We start from the raw sequence: 24,064 nt of genomic DNA, 5'->3' as shown, positions 1-24,064 counted from the left end.
AAAAACCCGGGAACACTACGGCACAAAAAGAATTAATCTACCGCTGCTTCCTTCCGGATCTGACGGGGTTCGAAAAACCTTTTTTGCATAGGCCCCGGGACGGAGAGAGAGGGATTCGAACCCTCGGTACCATCTCTGGCACACACGACTTCCAATCGTGTACCTTCGACCACTCGGACATCTCTCCAAAATAAGGAATGCGTTTACAGTTAAATCTTTTCTCCGTTATAAAACGGAGAGAGGGGGATTTGAACCCCCGGTACCTTGCGGTACAACGGTTTTCGAGACCGCCCGATTCGACCGCTCTCGCATCTCTCCAAAAATAAAAAAGCCGGTTGAAATCTTCAGCCGGCTTTTAACGAGGCTAGGCGGGTTCGAACTGCCGACCTTCAGATCCGCAATCTGACGCTCTATCCAGCTGAGCTATAGCCTCAAAAACTATTCGGAGTAGGGGGGATTCGAACCCCCGGTACCCGTAAGGGTACAACTCCTTAGCAGGGAGCCCGATTCGACCGCTCTCGCACCACTCCAGAGTTTGCACAATCACAAACAATAGCGGAGCGAGAGGGATTCGAACCCCCGGTACCTCTCGGCACAACGGTTTTCAAGACCGCCGCCTTCAACCGCTCGGCCATCGCTCCAAAATGTAGGGTTCATATTACCCTAAAAACAGGGTTTTTGTCAATAGGTTTATGACACCAGCATCACTCTTTTTTAGATAATCCTTTTTTTAGTTGCAAGCCAGTATTTTCCAAATTACCTATTTTCAAAGTAGTATAACTATATTGGTTATATACTTATCTATATAATTAAAACATAAATGTTTCACGTGAAACATTTTGCAGTCTTGTATCACATAAGGGTTTATGATAAGATGTTAATGGAGCATTTTATGAATACAGTATCAGCAGAAAAAGCAGCGGAACTTTGTATTGAGCATAATATTATTTCAGGCTTTTTTTCAAAGCCTGTAAAAAAAGATTCATCAATTCAAAAAATAAAATTGAGAAAAATAATATTGAAAAATCAAGAACAATATCAATTAGAAATCTTTGAAGATGCAAAGGTTTTTCATAAAAATCTTTTACATCAAAGTTTGCAAAAAGAGCTGGAAGACCTTTTTTTTGAATTTAAGATTGCAGAATTTAAATCTTCAAATAATCAACTTATTTTTTTGCAAAACAATAAAGGGGTCATTCATTTTAAGACAAAACCTATAAAAAAAGAAAAACTTTTAAGTAAAAAGAATGCATCGATAAACGAAAGTTTTGAACACAATAAGCAAAAAGAATATATTTTAAGCACTTCCAAGATGCCGCTCTTTTTAAAAAAACTTAACTTTTTTACCGATGACGGAAAGATTATTCAAAGCAAATACCATAAATTCCGGCAGATAAATAAATATCTGGAATTTATAAAATCCGTTCTTCCTGAACTAAAAGATATTTTAAAAGAAAAAAAAGAGCTGCAGATTGCGGATTTTGGCTGCGGTAAGGCCTATTTAAGTTTTGCCCTTTATTATTATTTAAATGAAATTGAAAATTTACCCGTTAGAATATGCGGCTTGGATCTAAAAGAAGATGTAATAGATTTTTGTAATAAATTAAGCCGGGAATGCCGTTTTGCCAATCTTACCTTTGAAGTCGGAGATATAGGCCGATTTAAGTTTGATAGTCCGCCGGATATGGTGATAAGCCTCCATGCCTGCGATACGGCAACGGATTTAGCTATAGCCAAGGCTGTCAAAAGCAATGCAAAAATAATATTCGCAGTTCCATGCTGCCAGCACGAGCTTAACACTCAAATTCGTAAAAACAGGGATAAAGTTATAAAGCCTCTATCCCCAATGCTTGATTACGGTATTATTACAGAAAAATTTGCTTCCTTGCTTACTGATACAATTAGAGGAAAATTACTGGAATCGGAAGGGTATAAGGTAAGCGTTGAAGAATTTATTGAAACGGAACATACTCCTAAAAATATTTTAATCAAGGCAGTAAAGCTTGATGATAAAGCAAAAAGTAAAACAGCACTTATTTAAAAAGCCAAAGAAGAATTTAAAGAGATAAAACAAGCTTTTTTAATTGAACCTTGTTTAGAAAAACTTTTAAGTGAAAACCAAATATGAGGTCTTTATGGTATATGAATATTTTGACAGTCCGATTGGAAAGATACTAATTATTGCAGATAACTCCGGTCTAAAAGAATTAAGATTTATAAAAAAAGATTCCATTACAAATCTACCTGAACAAACTCAAGATAATTTTACAAAGGGCGTAAAAATATGCCAACAAGCCAAAGAAGAATTACAAAAATACTTTGAAGGAAGTTTAAAACAATTTACGGTACAGCTTTCTCCTGAAGGTACGGATTTTCAAAAATCCGTGTGGAAAGAGCTTTGTAAAATTCCCTATGGAAAAACTCTATCCTATAAACAGATAGCAGAAAATTTAAACAATCCCAAATCCTGCCGAGCCGTAGGGAATGCTAACGGGAAAAATCCTATCCCAATTATAATTCCATGTCACAGAGTAATTTGCACAGGCGGAAAATTAGGCGGTTTTTCCGCAGGTTTGGATCGCAAAAGATTTCTTTTACACCTTGAGCAAAAAGAGTGTCAAATTGAGTTAATTCCTCTTGTGGATAACTTGTGATAAACTTAGCTTAAAATTAAGTATAAGCACTATGTTTCACGTGAAACATTTTTATTTATAGGATGAGCAAAAATAAGACTAAAACAACCCTTTTGATGGACTTTTTAGAGTTTTACCGCCTTTTTTCTTTCTTTTTCAAAAAAAAGATATCGATATAAAAAGATTTTATAAAATATTCTAATTTTTGCTTGTGGATAACTTGTTTATTAAATTTGAATAACTGTGAATATGTTGCCTTTCACTTATTCTTTTTTAATATGGATTTTTTTAGGGATTTTAAAGCTTTTGCTAATTCGGGCGGAAGGGGTTTATCGGGTTCGTCAGTTGTTTTTGGATTATCTTCTTCAATATCTATACTTAAGTTCTGATTAAGATTTTCAGATACATCAGAATTTCTCTTTAGTTCAAATTCGGGCTCAACAAAAATCGAAATATTTTTTACCTCCAACGCCGGATAAAATTTTTTAAAATTATATAGAATCTTCTTCTTGCGCATTAAAAGCTGTTGACTCCAGCCTGTATGTTCGGTTTTTATGATTGCCGTATCATTTTTTATATCATAAAGCTCGCAATATGCTGCCAATTTTTTATCGCCTATGACTTTTTCCCATCCTTCAAAGACAGATAGGGCTTGCTCGTTATTAAGGTTCGAGGAAATTTCCGCCATTTCATTAAATTTCTGAGAAAAATTATCTACTATCTCTTTTGATGTTTTAAAAAGTTTCATATTTTTTACTCATAAAGATTTTCTACGGCATTTTCGATAAACTTGAATCCTTTGGCCTTCCAGTCAGGAGCTTCATCTATATGTTTAAAGGCCTTTTCGATATCGGCAGTAAAACCTGTATGGGAGCTTATGAGCATTTCACATTTTTTTTGAAGAGCTATTTCTTTTAGTTTAAATAGAGAACGGATATTTTGTGCCGTATCAATGTTCCATAGGTCATACATACTGTAGCCGCCCTCACTGTTCATTATAAGGCAATCTCCGGAAAAAATGATTTTATCGTTCAAGATATAAGTCAGATGTCCAAGGGTATGGCCGGGGGTAAGAACGGCTTCTATGCTGTTTTCATCCAAATTAACGGTTTCTCTATCTTCAAGGCAGGTATAATCTTTAAAGATTTTGATAGGGGTTTTTAGGTTAAAAAAGAGCACTTTTTTGCGGAAATAAATCGATTTAAGATATTTTTCTTCTTCTTTTCCCAAAAAGATTTTTGCATTCGGGAAAATATTATCACATCTCCCGTCAATACCGCCCGCATGATCCAAATCCAAGTGGGTTAAAAAAAGGTATTTTACATCGTTTCTGTCTATATCCAGCTCTTTTAAGCCATTTATCAGATTTTCACTGTTTTTATAGCCCGAATCTATTGCTATATAGTAGTTTTTTGTTTTGATTAAAAAGACATTTACATCTTTATCCCTTATACAAAAAACGCCTTCTGTGATCTTACCTGTAGGTATGGGATTCAGCATATTTTTGCCTTTTGTAATTTTAGGCTTTACCGTAGTTCCGAAAAATTCGATTAAATTCATGTGTTTTTCCTCTATCAAATAATAAATCCTATTTTTAATTACAAACTTTTATATTCATTTTTTTACAAATATCGGCTAAGGCAGTATCATTAGTAATTAATGTACCGTCATTTCTTCTAGTTAAAACCAAATAGTACATATCATAAATTGAATAATTATTTTTAATTCCTTCCGATAAAGATTCTTTCCATAATGTCCTTGCATCGATAAAATCATCCACCATATAAAGCCCATCTTGTACATATTGAATACAATCTTCATGTGTTATAAGTCCGGCTCTATAATACTTCCATAAAACATTTGTCATCTCGGCAACAAATAAATCAGGGGCTATAATCCAACCGGCCTTGGAATAAATCTCGGAGAATAAGCTGCTTTTTTCCCTTTGAAAAAGTATTTCTATTGCAGCGCTTACATCAAGAACTATAATCACCTGTCTCTATCCTCTCTGATAAGATCTACGGGATTTACAGCTTTTATTTCATGCGAAAAATCTCGGCTTTGAATTTTTTTTAGAATATTTTTCCGACGCAAAATATTTGATTCTTCTTGCCCCAAGGCTTTTTCAAGTAAAACAATGATTTGCTGTGCAATAGTTCTATTTTCACTCTTTGCGGCATAAGTAATTTTTCTATAAATATCTTCAGGACATTCTCTTACTTGCAATAGCGGCATATCGCACCTCCTTGCATACAATATACATCATTTTGTATGATTAATCAATGGAGAAAGGCCGACTTTTAAGTTTATTAATTTCTTTTAAGCCCTGTAAAATAATTATCTTTGATTCATGCCCTTCCTATTTTTAGGCCTGAAAAGGTTTGTTTCAATTTGCAGTATTTATAATATAATACTGATATTGTTTAGGTCCATGCACCCATAACAATGACGGTAACCACAATAGCCAGCCAAAAATAAGGTTTATCATTTTAACTTCTTTTTTAATATTTGTATGTATATCTTGATAACCATCTTTTTTTATAGTAACATGAGGATCTTTCCATACAGCATTACTTAATTTTTTCGTAACCGGAGTTTTTCCTATATATTCTCCGTCAAGATATACATCAGCCCCAGGAACATCGGTATCAAATGTAACTTTTGTTTTTGTAACACAACTAGACAAGATTGATAATAAAACAATTAAAACAAGCAAAATAGATACAAATTTTTTCATATTAAAAAACCTCTTTTTCTTTAAATTATATTTAAATTATAATGTAAAGAATAAATATTTTCAACATATTCAGAATCAAGTTTATTTTTGAACAAATTATATATAAATACTATTAGCTTATATCTGCAGAAGCAAAGTCTATAAGATTTTTTTTCTATCTGTAAATTAATTTATGGTCGTCAATGTTTATTGGAATTATTGTTTCAAATTCTAGGGAATGATTATTGGTTTCTTCTTCTAGATCATAAAGATTCTGAAGATTGAGCCAGAATTCTGCTGTAGTCCCAAAGAATTTTGAAAATCTGATTGCTGTATCCGCAGTAATTGAACGCTTTCCGTGAATTATTTCTGAGATTCTTGTTTCAGGAACATTGATTTCTTTTGCCAGATGATATGCAGAAATATTCATCGCATCTAAAAAATCTTCTTTAAGAATTTCTCCAGGATGAATATTTGGCAATCTTTCATCAGTGATAATCTGTGATTCTGACATTTTCCGCACCTCCATTTTCAAACTTAAATACAATTCTCCATTGATCATTTATTCTGATTGAATAAAATCCGTCTAAATTCCCAACAAGTTTTTCTAAGCGATTACCAGGAGGGATTCTTAAATCTTCTACAACTTTTGCAGCTTTAATCATTCGAAGTTTTCTTCTCGCAACATTTTGAATTGTTGAAGGACTTTTAGTTCGTTGATTTCCTTAACAAGTTAAAAAACACTTAGATAAAAGTTTATTTTTTCTTACTCAAGTAGCTATTATAATAAAACATAACTTTATCCAAAAAACCAAGTTATTAATTTGGGTTTTAAGCTTCAATTTATAAAAATATATACTATTTTTCAAAGTTACAGTTTATCGTGCCATAAGGCGTCCATTGAAACATATTCATCTTCATCGAAATACAGGCTTATTACACTCCATATCGATATTCTTTTTCTTCCTTTTGGTTTGCAGTGAGTTTATATTTTTCTATTACGATATCTGCAACTTCATCTGGATAAAAATTTGTGTTGTCTATTTTCAGATGATTTTTGAAAAGAATTTCTCCATCTTCCGTATTTAACTTGTGGCACTGCATATCCTTTAAAAGATTTTCTTCGCTCCATTTAGTATCCTTTTTTGATGCTTTTCTTTCCATGCGATGAGGAGTCAGATTTCTTTTAAGACGGGTATCTAAATCTGCACTGAGTTCAATAAAATAAAAGTTACCTCCTGAAGTCGTAAATTGCATCTCCAGACTTTTAAGATAATCAATTTCTTCTTTCATTTCAAAAGCTGCAACATAAGTGAAAATCAAATCAAGATTATACTTTACAGCAAGATCAAAGGCATTTATCCTGAAGATGGAATTGAATTCTCTTTGTGCAGGTGTATTAAACCCAAAAATCTTGTCTGAAACTTCAATGCTGTCATGATTCATCATCATGTTATATTTAAGCTTATCTCTCAAACTTTCTGCAACAGTCATTTTACCAACGGCCTGAGGTCCGCAGACTACAACTAAATTTGCCATGCTTAATCCTTTTGTTTATTAAATATTTAAAACCAGCTCAGTAAGCTGTGCGTATAACATTCTTTCGACCCTTCCTCACTATACCATAAAAATCAATAATTTACAACCTAACCTGAGCAAAGAAAATTTCTACTCCCTCTCCACACTAAACTTTCCATCTTCAACAAAAAATATTTTAGTGTTTTCTTTTTGATAGTTTTTGTAGGGTTCACCGGGGAGGAAGGTGCAAAAGAGTTGTTCGTAGGGGGGGAGGAGTTCCATGAATTTTTGGCGTTTTTCGGGGTCGAGTTCTAGAAGAATATCGTCCATCAAAAAAATAGGTTTTCGGCCGGTTTTTTCGGAATAGATTTTGGCTTGAATCATTCTTAAAACAAGGGAGATAAGCCGCCTTTGGCCGTTTGAGGCTCTTTCGGTAAAGGGCTTTTTATCCTTTATAAAATGAATGCGATCGCGGTGGGGGCCTATAGAGCTTGTTCTATCAATCAAATCGTTTTGGCGTTTTTCTGCAAGCAAGATAAGCAAATCTTCTTCACTTTCTACCTTAATCGAGGGACGGTAAACCATTTCTACACCGGAAACGCCGCTTATCTCTTCATAGATTAAAGAAAAATACTTTGCATACTCTTCTACAATGTTTTTTCTTTCGTTTGTGATTAAAAGAGCAAGGGAAGCAAAAATTTCATCTATAGAATCTAAAAGAGAAGCCTTTTTTTGTTCTAAAATTATATTTCTTGATTTTAGAGCCTTTGAATATTTTACTAAGGCTTCTATAAAGTCGGAATTACACAGCGAAACCGATTGATCTATAAAAAACCTCTTCCTTGAAGGAGTTCCGACGGCAAATTCTATATCATCACCATGAAACAAAATACAGGGAATAGTGCTTATCAATTCCTTAGAGTTTTTAATTTTTTTAAAATTCTTTTGAATGTCTTTTTTTTTATCTTGAATTATTATCGAAATAGTATGACTTATATTATCGCTTTCTTTGTAAAGAGCCCTTATACTGAATTCTTTTTCATCTTTTGTACATATTTGAGCTAAAGAGCGGGTTCTAAAAGAAGTCCCATAAGAAGAAACATATAGAGCTTCTAAAAAATTAGTTTTCCCCTGTCCGTTTTTTCCTACTAAAAAAACTTCAGGGGAAGAAATATCTACTGTGGCATTTTCCAGATTTCTAAAATTATAGAAAGAGGCGGAAAGAAAGGGCACTTATAACCTTACTCCGTCTGCATAGGCATTATTATATGGAAAAAGTCTTCTTCAGGTTCAGGTTTTAAGGTTATAGCCTTCATAGCTTCGGTAAATTCTACCTTTATTCTGTCTGAAGTGATGGTCTTTAAAGGATCTTCTATGTAAACATAGTTTAAGGCCAGCATAACTTCTTGACCGTCATATTTACAAGGAATTTCTTCGCGTGCGCTTCCTATTTCATTTTCTTGAGAAGAAATAATAAGAGAACCGGGAAGAATATTTAAAAATATTCTTCTTGTTTTTAATTCTACCAAAAGAGAAACGCGTTTTAAGGCTTCTATAAATTCCATTCTTGAAACTTCAAAAGAAAGGTTCTGATTTTCAGGGATTACTCTTTCATAATTGGGGAATTGACCGTCAATCAAAACAGAAGAAAATTTATAAGAATTAAAATTAAAGAATATGTTTTTTTCACCGATTCCTACTTCTATATTTCCTTCGTCAGATGCTCTTTTGTTGATGATGTTTAAAATTTTAGGAGGAACAATTACTCCTTTAAATTCGGGAATAGGTATTCCGAAATTTTTCTTGATATGAGCAAGACGCCTTCCGTCAGTTGCAACAAAATATAAGGTATCTTCTTTGTTTTCGATATAAACACCGTTCATAAAATAGCGTGTTTCATCATCCGAAACCGAAAAAATAGTTTGATGAATCATTTCTTTAAATTCCTTTGTGGGAATATTAAAGAAGTTTACATTTGTAGGTTCCGTAAAGGCTGGGAAGTCGTTTTCAGGTATTGTTTTAAGTTGGAATTTTGCCTTTTTTACTACCGATTTTATCGTGATTTTTTGGTCTTTTTGTTCTATTTCTACTTCACCTGATGGCAGAGATGAAAGAATACCTGCAAATTTATCGCAAAAAACAGTTGTTGAGCCTTCTTCGATTATGTTTACGGGTATTTTTGTTTCAAAGCTGACCTTTATATCGGTGGCCTTTATCGTAAGGCTTCCGTCTTTAACCGATAGCAATACATTTGAGAGAATCGTTAAAGCCGTTTTTGTAGCGATAATTTCCTGAGCGATGGATATTTCTTTTAAAAGAGTGTCTCTGTCAAAACTTATTTTCATTTTTTTCTCCTTATATCTTTTATAATAATTAGTAGTTATAGTAGTAAGCCCTGTGAATTTGTTGATAAGTTACTTAATTCTATATTGGATATGGAATTAAAATATTTATAAGTCCGTAAAATTATAAACACCTTATTACTGATTATACAGCAATAAAAAAGTTATCCACAAAACTTAATCATATATTAACATATATTCTAAAAAAAATACAGAGGTTATACAGTCAAAATATGGTGTTTTATTTTGATTTTTATGTTATAATCTATAATTATGGAAAATACAAGTACTTTAATAGAAATAATAAATGCCGATATTACAAAATTAAAAGTAGATGCTATCGTAAACGCTGCAAATACTACTCTTTTAGGCGGAAGCGGTGTTGACGGGGCTATTCATGCCGCTGCAGGCCCTGAATTATTGGAAGAATGTAGAACCTTAAAGGGCTGTAAAACAGGGGAAGCTAAGATAACGGGAGCTTATAAACTTCCTTCAAAATATGTGATTCATACTCCCGGTCCTGTTTATGAGAACGGAAAAAACGGAGAGGCGGAACTTTTAGCGAATTCTTATAGGTCTTGTTTGAATTTAGCTTTTGAATACGGCTGTAAATCCATAGCTTTTCCTTGTATAAGTACCGGAGTTTATGGTTATCCTAAAGAAGAAGCTGCAAAAATAGCCTTAAATGAGATTTCCTCGTTTTTAAAAGAACATAAGGATTGTATGAAGGTTTTTATCGTATGCTTTGGAAAGGAAAATGAGGAGATTTATAAGAAAATAATGAGAAAAAATTATACTACATAAAAAGCTCGACGTATTTATCAAAAACAAATATTCTATTTCGTGAATATCCTGTACGTTCTTTTAGTATATTCAGTCCGATAAAGGCATCTATTAAGCTATTGGCTGTTTTGGCTGTAATTTTCATTTCTTTTTGGAGGGCAGTACTTGTAATAACGGGACTATGAAAAAGGAAATATAAAAATTCATTTGCCGTTTTGGTACGTTTACCAAGAGAAAGCAGCTTGTTTTTTTCCAAATCGGTTTTTAGCTCAATTATTTTCTTTAAGGTTTGTGCCGAATTTTCGGCAGTTTGACTTACTCCCTCTAAAAAGTACTTTATCCATTGAGACATATCATTTTTTGTCCGCACAAAGGTGAGGTTATCATAATAAAGGGTTTTATTTTTTTCAAAAAAATCGGAAAGATATAAAAGCGGTTTTTGTAAGACCTTACTGTGTACCAAATAAAGACTTATCAAAAGTCTGCCAATTCGTCCATTTCCGTCTAAAAATGGATGTATCGTTTCAAATTGGTAGTGGGCTATTGCAATACGTATTAAGTGCGGAATGTTGATATTGGTATTATTTAAAAAAAGCTCCAAGTCCGATAAAAGCTCGGGAAGTTCTTCATGTGCAGGAGGAATAAAAACTGCATCCGAAAGAGTTGTCCCACCTATCCAATTTTGAGAAATCCGGAATTCTCCCGGACTTTTATGTTCTCCTCTTCCGGTTGAAAGCAATATTTTATGAGTATTTTTAATCAGACGATTTGAAAGGGGTAAATTTTCAAGCTCCTGTATTGCGTTATTCATGGCTTTTACATAATTATGAACTTCCTGCCAATCGTTTCTTTTTTCGGGGTCTAAATTGTCTTGTTCATTTAATGCTTCTTCAATATTTGTTCGAGTTCCTTCAATACGGTTTGATATAACGGCTTCTTTAAAAATATGCATTATGATAAACATATCTGCATCGGGAACCAGAGATGAAAAAGAATTTAACGCACCTAAATGAAAAGAAGCTTTTTCTAAAAGAGTGTTAATAGAGGGATCTTCCCATGAAAAATCATGATTGATCTTTTCAGGCATAAAATATTGATATTTATATCCTTGTTTTAAGCTGCCGGATTTAAAGTCTTTTATATCCATTTTTTCTCCTAATGGACTTATTTTAACATAAATTTAGCAAAATAGCAAGTTATAATTTACTTTAAAGGCTTAAAGTAAATTATGAGAATTTATAATTTACTTTAATTACGATTTTTGATGTATTTTCATGCTTGACAATAAAATTTCTTTATTTTATGGAAACCTATTTAAGGAAATTTATTTAAATGCCGACGAATACTTCAACGATATTTCTTATTTTATCCAAAACAGATTCTTTTTTCTTTTCTCTTGCTCCGTGACGGCGTGATGTAGGCGGTATAATGCGATCTAGCTCATCTCCTGCATATTCTACATAACCCCTTCCTATGGCTTTTTCTATAAACCGCCTCGATTCTTCTTTTAATTTTTCTTCTTCGACTAAATTTTTAATCTTATTTTCTTTTTCCTTTTTTGCAAAACTGTAAAAGTTTTCAAGTATGTCATCGGTATTTTTTAATTCGGATAATTTAGTTTTGTTTATAAAGTCCATAATCAATTCTTCTTTTGCTCTAGTGCCTAGACTTGATCTTATAACCCTGCGAACTTCTGATTTTAAATTTTCAATATCATCATTACCTTTTGATTTTTCAAAAATCAAAGCCAAAATATAATCCAAATTTATTTCATCCGTTTTAAGTAAATCAATTTGGAATTCTATGTCTGAAAAATCAATATATTCTCCGCCGATTTTATCGTGCCGCTGCGAATTGAAAACGGCTTCTCTGATATCAACATAGACACTTTTCATATCCTGCATTTGTCTTTCGGAGATGATTCTTTCAAAGTTTTCAAATTCGTCAAAGTTTCTTAGAATATTTTCAGCTTGCAATAGTTCTCCAAAGAGCCTTACAAATTCTTTTTTCTCCGATTCGCGTACAATTTCGGCAGGATCGGGAAATTTGGTTGTAAGTTCATTGCATATTTCTATATAGCCTTTTATAACTGCTCCTGTCTCTTCATCAGTAAAACCATGTATATATTCTTCATAGCTTTTTTCCAAAATAATATTTACACTGTTTTCATCGCCAAAAGTTTTGATGGCATCTTGAGTTGCTTTTTCCAAGTCTCTAAAACAAACGATATTTCCAAAGGTTTTTACTTTATTTAGTATACGGTTTGTTCTTGAAAAAGCTTGAATGAGTCCGTGAAATTTAAGATTTTTGTCTACAAATAATGTATTTAATGTCGGGGCATCAAAGCCGGTTAAAAACATTCCGACAACAATAAGCAGATCGACTTCTTTATCTTTTACTTTCAGCGATAAATCTTTGTAATAGTTTTGAAACTCATAGCCGTTTGTCGAAAAGTTTGTTTTGAAATATCCGTTATAATCCGCAATAACCTTGTCTAAAAATTCTTTTGAAGTAGAATCCATCGCGGATACATCAAAATTTTCTTCAGATATTTCGCCGATGGCTGCTTGCTCTTCATTGGCTGCAAAACTGTAAATAGTTGCGATTTTTAATTTTTTTTCTTCGGGTAAATTTTCTTGTTGTTTTTGAAATTCTTCATAATATAATTTTGCTGCTTCAATGCTTTGTACAGCAAACATAGCATTAAAGCCGTTTAATCTTCTATGCTTTAAATCATAATACTCGTTTCTATGTGTCTTTGTATCGAATACTTTTAAAATATGTTTTGTTATTTCTGCTATCCGCTCAGGATGAAGCAGCATCTTTTTTTCCAACGCAGCTAATTTTTTTTCGTCTTCTTCTTTCTCTGCAGTTTTAAATTTTGGCGTAATGTTATTATAGTCAACCTTAAATTTTAAAACTTTTCCGTCACGAATTGCATCCGTAATAACATAACTGTGGAGCTGCGCTCCGAATATTCCCGATGTAGTATCGCCTCCAAAAGAATTTTCGGGGAATATAGGAGTTCCCGTAAAGCCGAATTGATAATGCTTTTTAAAAGATTTTCTTATATTTTTCTGAGCCTCTCCGAATTGAGAGCGATGACATTCATCAAATATAAGAACACAATGCTTATCATAAATTTCATGAGAAGGATTTTTTTTGACAAATTCATTCAATTTTTGAATTGTGGTAACTACGATTCGGTTGTCATCTTTTTCAATTGATTCTTTGAGCTTTTTTGTATCCTTGCTTCCGTTTACACTGTCAGGTTGAAATCTTTGATACTCCTTCATGGTTTGGTAATCCAAATCTTTTCTGTCTACTACAAAAAATATCTTGCCGATAAAATTCAGTTCAGTTGCAAGCCGTGCAGCTTTAAAAGAGGTAAGCGTTTTGCCTGAACCTGTTGTATGCCAAATAAAACCGCCTGCTCCTTGCTTTCCTGCTTTTTTTGCTTCATAGCTTGATTTTATTTTCCATAAAATCCGTTCGGCTGCTGCAATTTGATAAGGCCTCATAATGAGGAGGGTGTTATTAACATCAAATACGCAATACTTTGTAAGAACTTCAAGGATAACCCGTTTTTCAAAAAAGGTTTTTGTAAAATCTTCCAAATCCCGAATAATCCTGTTTTTTGCATCCGCCCATTCACAGGTAAATTCATAATTATTTTTATTTTGGGCTGTGGTATTTGCAAAATATCTGGTGTATGTTCCGTTGGAAATAACAAAAATTTGTACATATTTATATAGGGAATTGTTGCTGTTAAAGCTTTCTTTACTGTATCGGTGGATTTGATTAAAGGCTTCGTGGAGATTTACGCCGCGTTTTTTTAATTCAATATGCACAAGAGGTAAGCCGTTTACTAATACCGTTACATCGTAACGGTTGCGTTTAGTTCCTTCTCCAACAACCTGATTTATTACCTGTAAAAAATTATTATGAATATTTTTTTTGTCGATGATTTTTATATTTTTTACATGCCCATCATCAAAGATAAAATCATAAACATGATTTTCTTGGACTTTGCGGGTTTTTTCGATCATACCATCGTTTGGAGCATCCAAATATTCCTGTAAAAAACGATTCCATTCTTCCAATGAAAATGTAATACCATTTAATTTTTCAATTTGGATTTTTAAATTTGCATATAAGTCTTCATTTGATCTTATTGCAAGTCTTTCATAGCCTTGCGAAACCAAATTATCAATCATAGTTTGTTCAAGTTCTGACTCGCTTTGATATGATGTCTCTTCTGCATATAAGCCTTTTTCAAAATGGGCTAAGATAATTCCATTGGTCATTTCGGCTATGGTAGATGTACCGTATTTTATACTGTCTTCAGGCATTTAAATTACTCCTTCCATTTATACGTTTTTTTAAAATTATTGAATAAAACGTCCAATAATTTTTTTTCATATTGCTTTAGTTCTTTTGCTTCTAAATCTGATATTTTGTTATGTGAAAATAAATTAATAAATCTTATATATGCTTTTTTATCTTCTTCAGACATCTTTTCAATCGCAATCAAATCACCCCAACTATTATAACCGAGAAAAGTTGCGGTTTTCTCTAATAAATTTCTGAACAGCATAAAATGATATCGCTCAATTTTATTATTATCAATTGCTTCTTGAATTATTGTTTTGATAAATAAGTGATATCCAAATGGTGCATCATTTTGCTTATTAAGCAAATACCTATTATTATCATTTTTTTGTAATAAACAATATTCTTTTTTATTACCTGATATATTTCTTTCGCTCTTAAATTCATTAAACAATACATTGTAAAATAATGCATGATGTGTTGTGATTATAAACCTTAATTCATCATTTTTTGAATCAGCTATTACCTTACTCAGAGAAATAGCCAGATGTATTAGATTATTATCATCTAAAGAAGATACAGGATCATCTATAAAAATATACTGAATAGAATTGAATTCATCTGTACTTCTATCACTGATTTCGTCAATATTTAGTTCAGATATAATCGTTTCCATTAGGACAAAAAATACAGTCCAAATAAAAATACTTTCTTCGCCTTTAGAAATCTTTATATTTGGGATAGCTTTTTTATCTCCTGTCGGTAAACTAAAGGTAATCTCTCCGGTATTTATATTTATATCCGGTTCAATTTTTGAAAAGGTAAATTCTTTAAATCTTTTTGCTATTTCGGTTTCTTTTCCCTGCCTTTCTATCAGGTCAATGAATTCGGAGTTTTTATTAATTTTTAATTTTCTTTCATTATCATTCTCTAAATCATTATCCCAAAAAAATAAATCTTCTGTAAATGCATTATAATATATTACATGTTTAATTGCATCATCATCTTTTACCTCATTGACCAAGTTTTTGAAGTCCATAGATAATCTGGTTTTTCCTGTACCGTTAAACGCATATAGTAAAGTAATCTTTTTACTTGAATCTTTTATTCTTTGAGCTATTTCTGTTAAAGAATTGTATTCTTCCATGCTTTATATCTCTCTATATATTTAATTTGCTTTTGGGAAATTCAGCAATTCCCCCCGATAATATTCATATTGTTTTTTTCTTTGTTCAATTTCTTTTGGCAGTCCTTCCGAGATATTATGTATTAATGTATCGAATTTATCAAGGATGGATACGATGTATTCTTGAACAGCGAGAGAGGGGAGGGGGATTATTATTTTTTCCATGCCCGTGATTGACAGCTCTATCACTTTAACTCCCCTTGCCAATTTATTCTTTTGCTTTATCATATAGTTTGCCCCGTTAAAAACATATGATAAATATTTGGGATTTTCTTTATGTCTAAAAACGGCCGCATGTCCGCCTGTTACAGCGTCTTTATCACCTAAATATGCTATAGTTTTCATAACATCATCTACATTTTCAGATGTTTTTGCGATTACCAAATCTCCTTTTTTTACTTTTTTAAGTGTTTCAGCAGCTTGCTTAGTTACTTTTACAATTGGATTATTCACAAATATATTATACTTTGTATAGATATGTCCATAGTGAATTGCTCCTACAGTTCCGTTTTCATTAAATAAAACTTTCGGCATTCCTATACCATTTTCAAAACTTCCGATATTACCAAGTGTTTTCCATTCTACACCAAAAATTTTTATACCCACAATATCCGCAGCCTCTTTTAATAAAACAAAATAATCATTTGATATCAACTGACTGTCTGCTGTCTGCTGTCTGCTGTCTGCTGTCTGCTGTCTGCTGTCTGCTGTCTGCTGTCTGCTGTCTGCTGTCTGCTGTCTGCTGTCTGCTGTCTGCTGTCGTCAGCATCACATTTTACAAAAGATGTCAAGAGGGTGTCACGATAATATTCATATTGTTTTTTCCTTTGTTCAATTTCTTGAGGGAGTAAGCCTTTTGTGTCTTCAACCAATGATTGGAATTTATCTAATATTTGTACTACTTTGTTTTGGAGTTCTAACGGAGGCAGTAAAATTTCTATATTTTCAAGTGTATCTCGTGATAATCTCGGTATACTCGCTTTTCTGACTTTTGATTTTATAAAATTTTGTTTATTTAACAGGAAATAATATAAATATTTGTTGGAAGCTTTGTTTGTTGTCAGAACAAAGACATCATCAGCTGCCCAAAAATCTTTATCTTGATAAAAAATTTCTCCGGCTGCTCCTGCTCCTATAATACAGGTTTTATTTCTACAAAAATTCTTCTCATTATAATAGCCTAAAGGTGTTAAGCTGTTTTGAAATACAGGGTATTTACCTTTTTTGTATAGTTCACTTCTTACTAATCTTTTGCCTCGAGTTAATTCGACTATTGCACTTAATTTTATTTTATTGATTATATTATTTGATTGTACAAAAAAATTTTCAGAAATCTTATTTAAATACTTTTCACTTAACAGCATATCTCGATAATAAGAATATTGTTTGATTCTTGTTTGTAATTCTGTTTGTAATTCTGTTTGTAATTCTGTAAAGGTATCAAGTATTTTTACGATTTTTTCTTGGGTTTGTAAAGAAGGGATAGGAATAAATATATCTGATACAACGTTGCTCATTAATTTAGGATTTCCAGAGCCTCCTTTTACATATTTTTTTGCTTCTATTTGTAACCAATAAGTAATAAATTTTGTCGATAGATATTCAGAATTTTTAGGTGATATTAATCCGCAAATATTAGTAATTGAAAATTTTTCATTTCTATAGAATACTGTACCTGCATATGCTCCATCAGTTGTCCATGTGACATATTCTCCATCAAAATCATAAGTGTCTATACTTCCTATTTCTCCATTATTTTTCGTTTGAGATGAATAAACAGGATAATTTCCTTTATTTTGCTCTAAATATGTTTTGGAGATTATACGACCTCGTTGAATATAACAAACCTCTCCCAATCTCTTCCATTCTACTTTTTCATTTTTCAACATTTCATCTATCTTATTCATTTTTTTGTGCCGCCTTTTTTAGCAAGGGTTTCGAGGTGTTTTAATTCATTTAGATCGTTTTTTTCCGTAAGATAGTTTTTTGCCGTTTTAGCTTTTTTTAAGGTGGGAAGTTCTCCTTTAAATATGGTAAGTCCCATAAACTCTTTTTCGCTGTCTACTCGGCCGTAAATCAATTCGGCTGCCGTGTGATTGTGTATCGCATAATGCATCTTGTTTTGTACGGTTGCAAAAAATAATTTGGCTTCTTCGGTATTCGCGTTGTAGTCGATGCTAGTGGCAAATAAATCCAAAAGTTGCCGGTAAAAAACCTTTTCGCTTGAACGGATATCCCTGATTCTGTCTAAAAGTTCTTTAAAGTAATTGCTGCCTCCAAGGTTTTTGAGTCTATCATCGTCTATCGCAAAACCTTTGATGATATACTCTTTTAGCCTTTCTGTAGCCCACTTTCTAAAATTGGTTGCAATTCTTGATTTCACTCTATAGCCGAGCGAAATTATCATATCCAGATTATAAAACGGTATTTCTCTTGTAACAGTGCGATTGCCCTCTGTACGAACCTGTCGGAATTTCCGACAGGTTGAATTTTCATCCAACTCTTCTTCATATATATTTTTAATATGTTCAACCACATTAGTTCTTGATGTTTGAAATAAGTCGGACATTTGTTGTTGTGATAACCAAACCGTTTCATCAACAAAATGAACGTCTATTTTTGTTAAACCATCTTCCGTATTATAAATTAGAATTTCACCATTATCATTTTTTATTTCTTTATTCATCTTCAAGCTCCTTGACGATTTCGTTTATGGCAGCTCTTAGTTTATCTATCCTGCTGACGGTTTTCGCGATTTCCCTATTCAGCACTTTAATGTCTATGATTTCTCTCGTATCTTCTTTTTCGACATAGGTTGAAACGGAAAGATTATAGTCATTTTCTTCGATTTCGTCTCTTTCTACATATCGCGAAAAATATTCTTTGCCGCTTCTATTTCTAAATTCTTCAACTATCGTATCTATGTTTTTTTCTTCTAAAATATTGTTGTTTGTCTCTTTTTTAAATTCTTTACTTGCATCAATAAATAAAATTTTATTTTCTGTTTTATTCTTTGCCATTACCAAGACACAGGTTGCTATCGAGGTTCCGAAAAATAAATTTTCAGGAAGCTGAATTATACAGTCTATGAAGTTATTATCCACCATATATTTACGGATTATTCTTTCCGCTCCTTTGCGGTAAAAAATCCCCGGAAAGCATACAATGGCTGCCCGTCCTTGGCTGGAAAGATAACTCAAGGAGTGCATAATAAAGGCGTAGTCGGCGTAAGATTTCGGTGCCAGTTTTCCCGCCGGGGCGTACCGCTCATCGTTTATAAGAGTCGGGTCATCATCGCCTACCCATTTGATTGAGTAGGGCGGGTTTGAGACGATAGCATCAAAGGGTTTTTCATTTTTGTGAAGAGGATTTAAAAGGGTGTCGCCCCGCTTAATAGAAAAATTGTTGTAGTTGACATTGTGTAAAAACATATTCATACGGGCAAGGTTAAAATTGGTCATGTTTATTTCCTGTCCGAAAAAACCTTCGTCTATAATATGTTCGTCAAACTGTTTTTTCATTTGCAAAAGCAAGGAGCCGCTCCCGCAGGTCGGGTCATATACCTTGTTAATACTTGTTTTTCCGTCCATGACAAGCCGAGCTAAAAGTTTTGATACCGTTTGCGGAGTAAAAAATTCTCCTCCCGATTTTCCCGCATTGCTTGCATAATTGGAAATCAAATATTCATAGGCATCGCCGAATGCATCTATATCGTTGTTTTTAAAATCTCCGAAATTGATTTCTGCAATTCCCGTCAATATATCTGTTAACCGCTTGTTCTTTTCGGCCACTGTTCCGCCTAGGCGATTACTTGTTGTGTCCACATCTTCAAATAAACCCTTTATATCGTCTTCTGAGGCAAAGCCGACGGCACTTCCTTCAATTGCTTTAAAGATATTAGCTAAATCGGTATTTAAATTTTCGTTATCTTTTGCTTTTGCTGCAACATTTTTAAATAGCTGACTCGGCAGGATGAAAAAGCCCTTGTCTTCTACGGTATTCGGTCTAAAATCTGTCTCAGCTTCTTTATCGGAAATCTTTGCATAGTCAAAATCAGTGTCACCTGCTTCATGTTCTGCAGAGTTAAAAAATTCGGTCATGTTTTCCGATATAAATCGGTAAAAAAGAATTCCCAATATATATTGCTTAAAATCCCAACCGTCTACCGCTCCCCTTACATTATCTGCAATAGACCAAATTTTTCTGTGTAGCTCTGTTCTTTGTATTATTCCATTATTTGCTTTTGAGTAATCGGACATTCTCGCTGCCTTTTTATACGTTCATTTTAAATTTTTTAATAAAATTTATTCGCTATTATACAATAAATTTGAGAGAGTTCCAACTAGTGTATTTATTGTGTATTTTGTTATTATTTTTTTAGTTTCCAAGCATTGACAATACAATTTCTTTATTTATAATGTACTCAATTTAGGTAAATTTAAATGACTCCCAAGACTTTAAATTTTAAAAATAATTTTTTTTCGATATTGCCTTTTAAACAGCTTTCGGTCTTGTTCTTTTTAGCCCTTGTGTCAGCCTTGGCTCCCTTTGTGAGCTTTTGGGCTCTTTCAAAAACAATCGATGCTCTTTCAAACCTTTCCCAAGTTCAAAATGTTATTCTATACATAATCTTTATAGGGGCATTTTTAGTTACAAACGACAGTTTTGAAGCTATCCGCTGGACCTATTCTACCTATATGGAAGGTAAAATCTTTTTGGAAATGAAAGAAAGACTTTTGGAAAAGGTTTCAAAATATGCGTACATAGACATATTTGAAAATCCGGATTTTTTAAATAAGTTAAGACTGGCCGATCAACTCATTCCCAAATTTAACAGCTTTTTTAATTCTCTTGCTATGCTTTTTTCGGGAGTGCTGGGTTCTTTGCCTTTTTTATGGATTGGAATTACGACGGCTTGGTGGGTGCCCCTTGCTCTGATAGCGGGTTTTTTACCGAGTTTAATTATAAAATGGAATCTTGAAGAAAGGCTATGGGCCTTGGAAATTCAAAACGGAGAGTCCTACAAGGAGGCCTCCGTTCATGAGCACATTCTTTTGGATTCTGCCTTTGCAAAAGAAATACGTCTGTGGAATGCCGCTTCATTTATTCTAAAAAGATGGAAGAAAAATAGATATAATCTTTTAAGGGAAACTTCCCAGCTTAGAAATAAAAGCATGGGAATGACCCTTTTAGCCCATATTTTTGAGGGGCTTGTGGATTGTACTGTGATTGCATACTTATATATGCTTGTGAGCCGAAACGCCTTAACAACCGGTGCCTTCGTTTTTGCGGTTACGGCGGTTATTCAGCTGCGGCAAAATGCCTTTACCGTACTTTTATTCGGTGTCGATCTTAAAAGCGATTTTAACAGGTTAAAGCCTTATTTTGATGTTATAAACTACGATGAAACAATCATCGAAAAGAGCCAGCCCTATGATGAGAAAATAAATCCTCCTCAGACAGCACAAAATGTTATAGTTTTAAAATCTCTTTCATTTTCTTATCCTAAATGTGAAGAAAAGGCTCTTAAAGATATAAACCTTGAAATTAAAAAAGGAGAAAAAATAGCCTTTGTCGGGGCAAACGGTTCCGGTAAATCTACTTTGATTAAAATCATAAGCGGAATGTATCCCGATTTTGAAGGAGCCTATTTTTTTAATGGGAAAAATTCAAAAGAGATTGCGGTTAATGATTTAAGAAGGTCTTTTGCGGCCGTTTACCAAGACTTTGCCCGTTTTCCTATGACATTTGAAGAAAATGCAGCAATTTCCGAGATTGCCGAGCAGTTTAATGATGAGCCGGATTCTTTTAAAGCTGAAAAAAAAGATTTTAAGATAGATGCCTTTAAATTTGAAGAGCTTTATAAGTGTTTTCCGATAGCAAATTCAATGTTAGAACCTAAGACCCTGCTTACAAGGCAGTTTGAAGGAGGGCTTGATTTATCGGGAGGCCAATGGCAGAGACTTGCCCTAATGCGTTGTGCTTGGGCGGATAGGGAAATAATTCTTTTGGACGAACCTACCTCGGCTCTTGATCCCGATTCCGAGCATGATGTCCTTGACGCTATGATTGAACTTATGAAAGGAAAAACGGCGATAGTCGTTACACACAGGTTAGCTCTTTGCCGCAGTGTCGATAGAATAATCGTAGTTGAAGACGGCTCAATCGCGGAAACCGGCACTCACACCGAGCTTATAAACAAAAACGGCCGCTATGCCGAAATGTTTAAAAAACAAAGTGCCCGGTATGGCTGATAAATTGAGATATTGACAGATATGAGGGCATAAAGTATATTATTAGTGGAGGCATTTATGAGTGATTTGTTATTGAAACGATATAATTTACTTCCAAAAGAATTTCAGAGTGAGGTTCAAAATTATATTGAATACTTGTTCTTAAAATCAAAAAGAAATAATAAAGGCTGCTCTGAAAAAAATGGCCGCAAAGAAAAAATTGTTGCATATGAAAATTTATTAAACTATACAGGATGCATACCTTCCGATATTGATTATAAAAAGGAATATAAGGAAGCAGCTTTAAAAAAATATGAAAGTATTACTTGATACGAACATAATAGTCGATTTTCTATCAAAACGGCCCGTGTTTTTTAATGAGGCTGAAAAAATAATAAGTAAATGTAGAGATGGAGAAATAATAGGCATAGTGGCAGTTCATACAGTTTCTACTCTGTTTTATTTATTAAAAAAATATGTTTCACCGGAAACCTTGAGAGATATTTTTTATAATTTATTTGAAATTATTGAAATTGGAAGAGCCGATAAGAATTCCGTTTTGGAGGCCTTGAAAAATACGGAATTTACTGATTTTGAAGACGGATTGCAATATCAATGTGCCTTAGAAGAATTTGTTGACTGTATAATTACACGGAATAAAAAAGATTTTTTCTCTTCAAAAATACCGGTTTATACACCTTCCGAGTTTTTAAAGAGCTTATAAATAAAAAAGCCCTCGATTTCGAGGGCTTTTTTTGATTGATTTTTTTTAGCGGGCGTATTCTACGATACGTGTTTCGCGTATAAGGGTTACGCGGATTCTTCCGGGGTACTGCAAATCGTTTTCGATTTTTTTTGCAATGTCCCGGGCCAAAATCTTGGTATCGGCATCGGAAATCTTCTCGTTGTTGATAACAACCCGCAATTCCCTTCCAGCCTGGATTGCGTAAGCTTTTTCAACTCCGCTAAAGCCTTCAGCCAGCTGTTCAAGGTTTTCAAGCCGCTTAACATAATTATCCATAGTTTCGCGTCTTGCTCCAGGTCTTGCAGCCGAAATTGCATCTGCAATCTGTACGATTACCGATTCAACACAGGTAGGCTCTATATCATTGTGGTGAGCACCTACGGCATTGATAACCCTCGGATCTTCATTGATCCTCTTTGCAAGCTCCATTCCTATTTCGGCATGGTTTTTATCGGAATCGGTTTCTGCTCCCTTTCCGACATCATGCAGTAAGGCACCGCGTTTTGCAATTTCGACATTTGCACCGATTTCGCTTGCGATCATTCCTGCGATTATGGCTACTTCTTTAGAATGCTGAAGCACATTTTGCCCATAGCTTGTTCTAAAATAAAGCCTTCCCAAGGCCCTTACGCCTTCTTGGTTCATATTATGGATGCCGAGGTCGAATAGAACCCTTTCTCCTTCTTCATAAACCTTTTGCGAAATTTCTCTGGTTACCTTTTGCACAATCTCTTCAATACGAGCCGGGTGAATTCGGCCGTCAAGAATCAATCTTTCCAAGGCAACCCTCGCAATTTCTTTGCGCACAGGGTCGAAACAAGATACTACAACAGCCTCAGGGGTATCATCGATGATTATGTCCACACCGGTAAGAGTTTCCAAGGCTCGGATATTGCGGCCCTCTCGGCCGATAATCCTTCCTTTCATCTCATCGCTGGGCAAGCTGACCGTTGAGACAGTAATGTCGCTGGCCGTTTCCGTTGCAAGACGTTGAATCGTCGTAATCAGAATATCCTGTGCTTTTTTTTCTGCTGTCAGCTGAGCTTCTTGTTCTATCTTATTTATAATAGTAACCGCATCATGCTTTGCTTCAGTTTCCAAGTCACGGATAATCAAATCCTTTGCCTGCTGCTGGGTTAAACCGGAAATCCTTTCCAATTCCTCCCTATATCTTTCTTCTTCGCCGCTTAAAAATTCAGTCTTCTCATCAAGTGCGGCTTCTCTCTTGATAAGTTCTTTTTCTTGTTTTTCTACAGTTTCGACACGTTTATCGAGGATTTCCTCTTTTTGTGCCAATCTGCGTTCGAAACGCTGGAGATCACTCCTGCGTTCTCTATTTTCCCGTTCCTGCTGTTTTTGTTCCCGAATCAGCTGCTCTTTTGCTTCAAGAAGAAATTCCTTCTTCTGAGCTTCGGCATCTTTAATTGCCTCCTGTAAAATCCGTTCTGCACGTTGTTCAGAAGCAGATAGTTGAAATCTGGCATAAAGCCAGCGAATCGTCCATCCAAGAATTATACAGACAGCAGGAAGGATGACATACAAAATCCAATTCATCGGTATGCTCCTAAAAAGTGTA

At 33.9% G+C, this 24,064-nt stretch carries 24 protein-coding genes, 5 tRNA genes and 1 other RNA gene; 6 read left to right on the top strand and 24 right to left on the bottom strand.

All coding sequences use genetic code 11. The features are described 5' to 3' along the window. Nucleotide 1 precedes the first annotated feature (1 nt). The 6 genes from ffs to E4N80_RS11570 all read right to left on the bottom strand — a co-directional run bounded on the left by ffs (nt 2) and on the right by E4N80_RS11570 (nt 641). Nucleotides 2–100, bottom strand: an RNA gene (gene ffs / locus E4N80_RS11595) — signal recognition particle sRNA small type. Next, a tRNA-Ser gene (locus E4N80_RS11590) sits at nt 101–187 on the bottom strand. It abuts the RNA gene before it with no gap. Nucleotides 188–233: 46 nt separating this feature from the next. Continuing rightward, nucleotides 234–318, bottom strand: a tRNA-Ser gene (locus E4N80_RS11585). A 41-nt stretch (nt 319–359) separates the two neighbouring features. Beyond that, nucleotides 360–433: transfer RNA gene (locus E4N80_RS11580), tRNA-Arg, on the bottom strand. Between the two features lie 10 nt (nt 434–443). Next, a tRNA-Ser gene (locus tag E4N80_RS11575) sits at nt 444–530 on the bottom strand. A 26-nt stretch (nt 531–556) separates the two neighbouring features. Continuing rightward, a tRNA-Ser gene (locus E4N80_RS11570) sits at nt 557–641 on the bottom strand. Nucleotides 642–892: 251 nt separating this feature from the next. Here E4N80_RS11570 and E4N80_RS11565 point away from each other — a divergent pair. Both E4N80_RS11565 and E4N80_RS11560 read left to right on the top strand, forming a co-directional pair. After that, the gene (locus E4N80_RS11565) at nt 893–2,041 is read left to right on the top strand and encodes a class I SAM-dependent methyltransferase (RefSeq protein WP_253699331.1); all 1,149 of its coding nucleotides are present in this window, start codon (nt 893–895) and stop codon (nt 2,039–2,041) included. Between the two features lie 94 nt (nt 2,042–2,135). Next, nucleotides 2,136–2,654 carry a methylated-DNA--[protein]-cysteine S-methyltransferase gene (locus tag E4N80_RS11560; protein ID WP_253699330.1) on the top strand — a complete coding sequence of 173 codons (519 nt, stop codon included), beginning with the start codon at nt 2,136–2,138 and terminating at the stop codon, nt 2,652–2,654. 238 nt (nt 2,655–2,892) lie between these two features. On the opposite strand, the gene E4N80_RS11555 is transcribed toward E4N80_RS11560, so the two are convergent. From E4N80_RS11555 to dnaN, 10 genes are all read right to left on the bottom strand, one after another. Next, nucleotides 2,893–3,381 carry a DciA family protein gene (locus E4N80_RS11555; RefSeq protein WP_253699329.1) on the bottom strand — a complete coding sequence of 163 codons (489 nt, stop codon included), beginning with the start codon at nt 3,379–3,381 and terminating at the stop codon, nt 2,893–2,895. Nucleotides 3,382–3,386: 5 nt separating this feature from the next. Continuing rightward, nucleotides 3,387–4,193, bottom strand: a complete 807-nt coding sequence (locus E4N80_RS11550; protein WP_253699328.1) for an MBL fold metallo-hydrolase — start codon at nt 4,191–4,193, stop codon at nt 3,387–3,389. 34 nt (nt 4,194–4,227) lie between these two features. Next, the gene (locus E4N80_RS11545; RefSeq protein ID WP_253699327.1) at nt 4,228–4,626 is read right to left on the bottom strand and encodes a type II toxin-antitoxin system VapC family toxin; all 399 of its coding nucleotides are present in this window, start codon (nt 4,624–4,626) and stop codon (nt 4,228–4,230) included. Beyond that, entirely contained in the window at nt 4,623–4,868 is a 246-nt protein-coding gene (locus tag E4N80_RS11540) for a hypothetical protein (RefSeq protein WP_253699326.1), read from the bottom strand. Before E4N80_RS11540 ends, E4N80_RS11545 begins: the two co-directional genes overlap by 4 nt. A 151-nt stretch (nt 4,869–5,019) precedes the next feature. Further along, on the bottom strand, nt 5,020–5,370 hold the full coding sequence (locus E4N80_RS11535) for a PEGA domain-containing protein (RefSeq protein ID WP_002684791.1): 351 nt from the start codon (nt 5,368–5,370) through the stop codon (nt 5,020–5,022). A gap of 154 nt (nt 5,371–5,524) precedes the next feature. Next, entirely contained in the window at nt 5,525–5,863 is a 339-nt protein-coding gene (locus E4N80_RS11530; RefSeq protein ID WP_253699325.1) for a HigA family addiction module antitoxin, read from the bottom strand. Next, entirely contained in the window at nt 5,838–6,014 is a 177-nt protein-coding gene (locus E4N80_RS11525; protein WP_002684794.1) for a type II toxin-antitoxin system RelE/ParE family toxin, read from the bottom strand. Before E4N80_RS11525 ends, E4N80_RS11530 begins: the two co-directional genes overlap by 26 nt. Nucleotides 6,015–6,285: 271 nt before the next feature. Next, the gene (locus tag E4N80_RS11520) at nt 6,286–6,888 is read right to left on the bottom strand and encodes an ATP-binding protein (protein ID WP_253699324.1); all 603 of its coding nucleotides are present in this window, start codon (nt 6,886–6,888) and stop codon (nt 6,286–6,288) included. 129 nt (nt 6,889–7,017) lie between these two features. Continuing rightward, the gene (gene recF, locus E4N80_RS11515; RefSeq protein WP_253699323.1) at nt 7,018–8,100 is read right to left on the bottom strand and encodes a DNA replication/repair protein RecF; all 1,083 of its coding nucleotides are present in this window, start codon (nt 8,098–8,100) and stop codon (nt 7,018–7,020) included. Nucleotides 8,101–8,108: 8 nt separating this feature from the next. Beyond that, nucleotides 8,109–9,212 carry a DNA polymerase III subunit beta gene (dnaN, locus tag E4N80_RS11510; protein ID WP_253699322.1) on the bottom strand — a complete coding sequence of 368 codons (1,104 nt, stop codon included), beginning with the start codon at nt 9,210–9,212 and terminating at the stop codon, nt 8,109–8,111. A gap of 270 nt (nt 9,213–9,482) precedes the next feature. Here dnaN and E4N80_RS11505 point away from each other — a divergent pair, with 270 nt between their 5' ends. Beyond that, nucleotides 9,483–10,013, top strand: coding sequence for an O-acetyl-ADP-ribose deacetylase (locus E4N80_RS11505; protein ID WP_253699321.1), 531 nt, complete (start codon nt 9,483–9,485; stop codon nt 10,011–10,013). On the opposite strand, the gene E4N80_RS11500 is transcribed toward E4N80_RS11505, so the two are convergent. The 7 genes from E4N80_RS11500 to E4N80_RS11470 all read right to left on the bottom strand — a co-directional run bounded on the left by E4N80_RS11500 (nt 10,006) and on the right by E4N80_RS11470 (nt 19,769). Continuing rightward, entirely contained in the window at nt 10,006–11,139 is a 1,134-nt protein-coding gene (locus E4N80_RS11500; RefSeq protein WP_010688933.1) for a Fic family protein, read from the bottom strand. The genes E4N80_RS11505 and E4N80_RS11500 overlap by 8 nt on opposite strands. A 181-nt stretch (nt 11,140–11,320) precedes the next feature. Then, nucleotides 11,321–14,344 (bottom strand): type I restriction endonuclease subunit R, encoded by a 3,024-nt coding sequence (locus tag E4N80_RS11495; RefSeq protein ID WP_002684821.1) that lies wholly within the window; start codon nt 14,342–14,344, stop codon nt 11,321–11,323. A gap of 5 nt (nt 14,345–14,349) precedes the next feature. Continuing rightward, the gene (locus E4N80_RS11490) at nt 14,350–15,471 is read right to left on the bottom strand and encodes an AAA family ATPase (protein ID WP_253699320.1); all 1,122 of its coding nucleotides are present in this window, start codon (nt 15,469–15,471) and stop codon (nt 14,350–14,352) included. A gap of 21 nt (nt 15,472–15,492) precedes the next feature. Further along, complete coding sequence (locus E4N80_RS11485; protein ID WP_253699319.1) at nt 15,493–16,164, bottom strand: restriction endonuclease subunit S; 672 nt, start codon at nt 16,162–16,164, stop codon at nt 15,493–15,495. Further along, nucleotides 16,161–17,417 carry a restriction endonuclease subunit S gene (locus tag E4N80_RS11480; RefSeq protein ID WP_253699318.1) on the bottom strand — a complete coding sequence of 419 codons (1,257 nt, stop codon included), beginning with the start codon at nt 17,415–17,417 and terminating at the stop codon, nt 16,161–16,163. The genes E4N80_RS11485 and E4N80_RS11480 overlap by 4 nt, the downstream gene beginning before the upstream one ends. After that, nucleotides 17,414–18,196, bottom strand: coding sequence for a RhuM family protein (rhuM, locus tag E4N80_RS11475; protein WP_253699317.1), 783 nt, complete (start codon nt 18,194–18,196; stop codon nt 17,414–17,416). Before rhuM ends, E4N80_RS11480 begins: the two co-directional genes overlap by 4 nt. Next, a complete protein-coding gene (locus tag E4N80_RS11470; protein WP_002684826.1) occupies nt 18,189–19,769 on the bottom strand; it encodes a type I restriction-modification system subunit M in 1,581 nt (526 codons plus the stop codon). The genes rhuM and E4N80_RS11470 overlap by 8 nt, the downstream gene beginning before the upstream one ends. A 183-nt stretch (nt 19,770–19,952) precedes the next feature. On the opposite strand from E4N80_RS11470, the gene E4N80_RS11465 reads away from it, so the two are divergent. From E4N80_RS11465 to E4N80_RS11455, 3 genes are read left to right on the top strand one after another with little or no spacing between them, the layout of a single operon-like run. Further along, nucleotides 19,953–21,764, top strand: a complete 1,812-nt coding sequence (locus E4N80_RS11465) for an ABC transporter ATP-binding protein (protein WP_253699316.1) — start codon at nt 19,953–19,955, stop codon at nt 21,762–21,764. A 57-nt stretch (nt 21,765–21,821) separates the two neighbouring features. Next, a complete protein-coding gene (locus tag E4N80_RS11460) occupies nt 21,822–22,073 on the top strand; it encodes a hypothetical protein (RefSeq protein WP_253699315.1) in 252 nt (83 codons plus the stop codon). After that, on the top strand, nt 22,057–22,467 hold the full coding sequence (locus E4N80_RS11455; protein WP_002666459.1) for a type II toxin-antitoxin system VapC family toxin: 411 nt from the start codon (nt 22,057–22,059) through the stop codon (nt 22,465–22,467). Before E4N80_RS11460 ends, E4N80_RS11455 begins: the two co-directional genes overlap by 17 nt. 45 nt (nt 22,468–22,512) lie before the next feature. On the opposite strand, the gene rny is transcribed toward E4N80_RS11455, so the two are convergent. Further along, nucleotides 22,513–24,042 (bottom strand): ribonuclease Y, encoded by a 1,530-nt coding sequence (gene rny, locus E4N80_RS11450; RefSeq protein WP_253699314.1) that lies wholly within the window; start codon nt 24,040–24,042, stop codon nt 22,513–22,515. Between the last annotated feature and the right edge of the window lie 22 nt (nt 24,043–24,064).

Source organism: Treponema denticola (assembly GCF_024181605.1).
Classification (GTDB): Bacteria; Spirochaetota; Spirochaetia; order Treponematales; family Treponemataceae; genus Treponema_B; species Treponema_B denticola_B.
The sequence above is the reverse complement of the archived record's forward strand: the minus strand, read 5'-3'. Positions and strand labels throughout refer to the sequence as shown.

Bases quoted from the DNA above. Each gene is read 5' to 3' on its own strand.
- E4N80_RS11540 (WP_253699326.1), bottom strand. From the start codon at position 4,868: ATGCCGCTATTGCAAGTAAGAGAATGTCCTGAAGATATTTATAGAAAA.
- E4N80_RS11465 (WP_253699316.1), top strand. From the start codon at position 19,953: ATGACTCCCAAGACTTTAAATTTTAAAAATAATTTTTTTTCGATATTG.
- E4N80_RS11520 (WP_253699324.1), bottom strand. From the start codon at position 6,888: ATGGCAAATTTAGTTGTAGTCTGCGGACCTCAGGCCGTTGGTAAAATG.
- E4N80_RS11565 (WP_253699331.1), top strand. From the start codon at position 893: ATGAATACAGTATCAGCAGAAAAAGCAGCGGAACTTTGTATTGAGCAT.
- rny (WP_253699314.1), bottom strand. From the start codon at position 24,042: ATGAATTGGATTTTGTATGTCATCCTTCCTGCTGTCTGTATAATTCTT.
- E4N80_RS11455 (WP_002666459.1), top strand. From the start codon at position 22,057: ATGAAAGTATTACTTGATACGAACATAATAGTCGATTTTCTATCAAAA.
- E4N80_RS11535 (WP_002684791.1), bottom strand. From the start codon at position 5,370: ATGAAAAAATTTGTATCTATTTTGCTTGTTTTAATTGTTTTATTATCA.
- E4N80_RS11525 (WP_002684794.1), bottom strand. From the start codon at position 6,014: ATGATTAAAGCTGCAAAAGTTGTAGAAGATTTAAGAATCCCTCCTGGT.
- E4N80_RS11550 (WP_253699328.1), bottom strand. From the start codon at position 4,193: ATGAATTTAATCGAATTTTTCGGAACTACGGTAAAGCCTAAAATTACA.
- E4N80_RS11560 (WP_253699330.1), top strand. From the start codon at position 2,136: ATGGTATATGAATATTTTGACAGTCCGATTGGAAAGATACTAATTATT.
- E4N80_RS11500 (WP_010688933.1), bottom strand. From the start codon at position 11,139: ATGGATATAAAAGACTTTAAATCCGGCAGCTTAAAACAAGGATATAAA.
- E4N80_RS11480 (WP_253699318.1), bottom strand. From the start codon at position 17,417: ATGAATAAGATAGATGAAATGTTGAAAAATGAAAAAGTAGAATGGAAG.
- E4N80_RS11470 (WP_002684826.1), bottom strand. From the start codon at position 19,769: ATGTCCGATTACTCAAAAGCAAATAATGGAATAATACAAAGAACAGAG.
- E4N80_RS11495 (WP_002684821.1), bottom strand. From the start codon at position 14,344: ATGCCTGAAGACAGTATAAAATACGGTACATCTACCATAGCCGAAATG.
- E4N80_RS11460 (WP_253699315.1), top strand. From the start codon at position 21,822: ATGAGTGATTTGTTATTGAAACGATATAATTTACTTCCAAAAGAATTT.
- dnaN (WP_253699322.1), bottom strand. From the start codon at position 9,212: ATGAAAATAAGTTTTGACAGAGACACTCTTTTAAAAGAAATATCCATC.
- E4N80_RS11555 (WP_253699329.1), bottom strand. From the start codon at position 3,381: ATGAAACTTTTTAAAACATCAAAAGAGATAGTAGATAATTTTTCTCAG.
- E4N80_RS11490 (WP_253699320.1), bottom strand. From the start codon at position 15,471: ATGGAAGAATACAATTCTTTAACAGAAATAGCTCAAAGAATAAAAGAT.
- E4N80_RS11530 (WP_253699325.1), bottom strand. From the start codon at position 5,863: ATGTCAGAATCACAGATTATCACTGATGAAAGATTGCCAAATATTCAT.
- rhuM (WP_253699317.1), bottom strand. From the start codon at position 18,196: ATGAATAAAGAAATAAAAAATGATAATGGTGAAATTCTAATTTATAAT.
- E4N80_RS11505 (WP_253699321.1), top strand. From the start codon at position 9,483: ATGGAAAATACAAGTACTTTAATAGAAATAATAAATGCCGATATTACA.